Annotated in this window: 1 pseudogene; it reads left to right on the forward strand. The window is 49.8% G+C overall.

The window, feature by feature from the left end:
• Window positions 1-14: 14 nt before the first annotated feature.
• Window positions 15-1,870, forward strand: a pseudogene (locus tag H735_RS16090) (hypothetical protein); the annotation flags it as partial.

Below are 1,870 nucleotides of genomic sequence, written 5' to 3' on the forward strand. Positions count from 1 at the left end.
AACAGGAAAACATAATGAGTACATTGTTCAGCAATACCCCCTCCGTCACGGTTTTAGATAACCGTGGGCTGTCAGTGCGTGATATCGCATACTACCGCCACCCTGATAAGCCAGGCACGGCACAGACACGCATTACGCATCACCAGTACGATACACGTGGCGTTCTAAAGCAAAGTGCAGACCATCGTTTGCACCTGAGCGGAAAGGCAAACTTCCACTACTTGACTGACCTTACAGGTCAAGTTCTACGTACTCAGGGCGTAGATAATGGTACCTCGTTCAGTCTCAGCGATACCGCTGGACGAGCTTTCATTGCTGTCAGTAATATAAGCACAGCGGCCGACGGATCGGAGGACAAGAGCCATGCGGTGACTCGAACTTGGCAATATGAGGGGGCGTCATTACCAGGTCGTCCACTGAGTATCACAGAGCAAGTCACCGGGGATGCCGCCCGTATCACAGAGCGATTTGTGTATGCGAGTAATACAGAAGCGGAAAAGGCCCAAAACCTCGCCGGTCAGTGCATTAGCCACTACGATACGGCGGGCTTAGTCCAGACCGACAGCATTGCTCTTACTGGAGTTGCTCTCTCTGTCAGTCGCCGTTTATTGAAAGATGCCGATAATCCAGATGTTGTAGCAGATTGGCAGGGAGGAGACGCTTCTGTTTGGAATGACCAACTCAGTAAAGAGGACTATGTCACGCTAACCACATCCGATGCCACAGGCACAGTGTTAACCACGACCGACACCAAAGGCAACGTACAACGAGTGGCGTACGATGTATCGGGCTTGATGTCAGGCAGTTGGCTGACCCTGAAAGGGAAAGCAGAACAAACCATTGTAAAATCCTTGATGTACTCAGCAGCAGGACAAAAACTGCGTGAAGAGCAGGGTAACGGCGTGGTTACGACATACTCGTATGAGCCAGAAACACAACGTTTAATTGGGATAAGAACAGAGCGTCCGACAGGGCATGCTCTTGGTGCGAAGGTGTTGCAAGACCTTCGCTACGAATATGACCCAGTAGGTAACGTGGTAACAATCAATAATGATGCAGAAGAGACCCGCTTTTGGCGCAATCAGAAAGTGGTACCGAAAAATACCTATACTTACGATAGCCTCTATCAGTTGGTCCAAGCTACTGGTCGTGAAATGGCCAATGCCGGCCAGCAAAGCAATCACTTACCGTCTGCAACAATCCCCCTCTCATCAGACAGCTCAGCGTACACAAACTACACCCGCACTTATACTTATGACGATGCAGGAAACTTAATCAAAGTCAACCACAGCGCACCGGCAACGAGCAATTACTATACAACCACTTTCACCGTAAGCGACAGCAGCAACCGAAGTGTCCAGAGTACGCTGACGGAAAACGCTTCGGACGTCGATGAGTTCTTTACCGTGGGCGGCCAACAAAAACAGCTGCAATTAGGGCAACACCTTATCTGGACGCCGCGCAATGAATTGCTGAAGGTAACGCCAGTCGCGCGTGATAGTGACATGGATGACGTAGAGAGCTACCGCTATGATGCGGGCAGCCAACGCCTGTTAAAAGTCAGCAAACAAAAGGCAGCGAGTAGTGTACAGACATTACGGGCACTTTATTTACCAGGGATAGAGTTACGCAGCGTAGCGCAGGACAACACAGAAACGGAAAGCTTGCAGGTTATTACTATAGGTGAGGCAGGTCGAGCTCAAGTACGAGTGTTGCACTGGGAAAAGGGAGGGCCAAGTGAGATAAGTAATGACCAAGTCAGGTACAGTTACGACAGTCTTATCGGTAGCTGCAATCTAGAGGTAGACAGCAGTGGTCACGTCATCAGTATGGAAGAGTATTATCCGTATGGGGGGACAGCTATTTTAAC

Source organism: Vibrio owensii CAIM 1854 = LMG 25443, assembly GCF_000817815.1.
Taxonomy (GTDB): Bacteria; Pseudomonadota; Gammaproteobacteria; order Enterobacterales; family Vibrionaceae; genus Vibrio; species Vibrio owensii.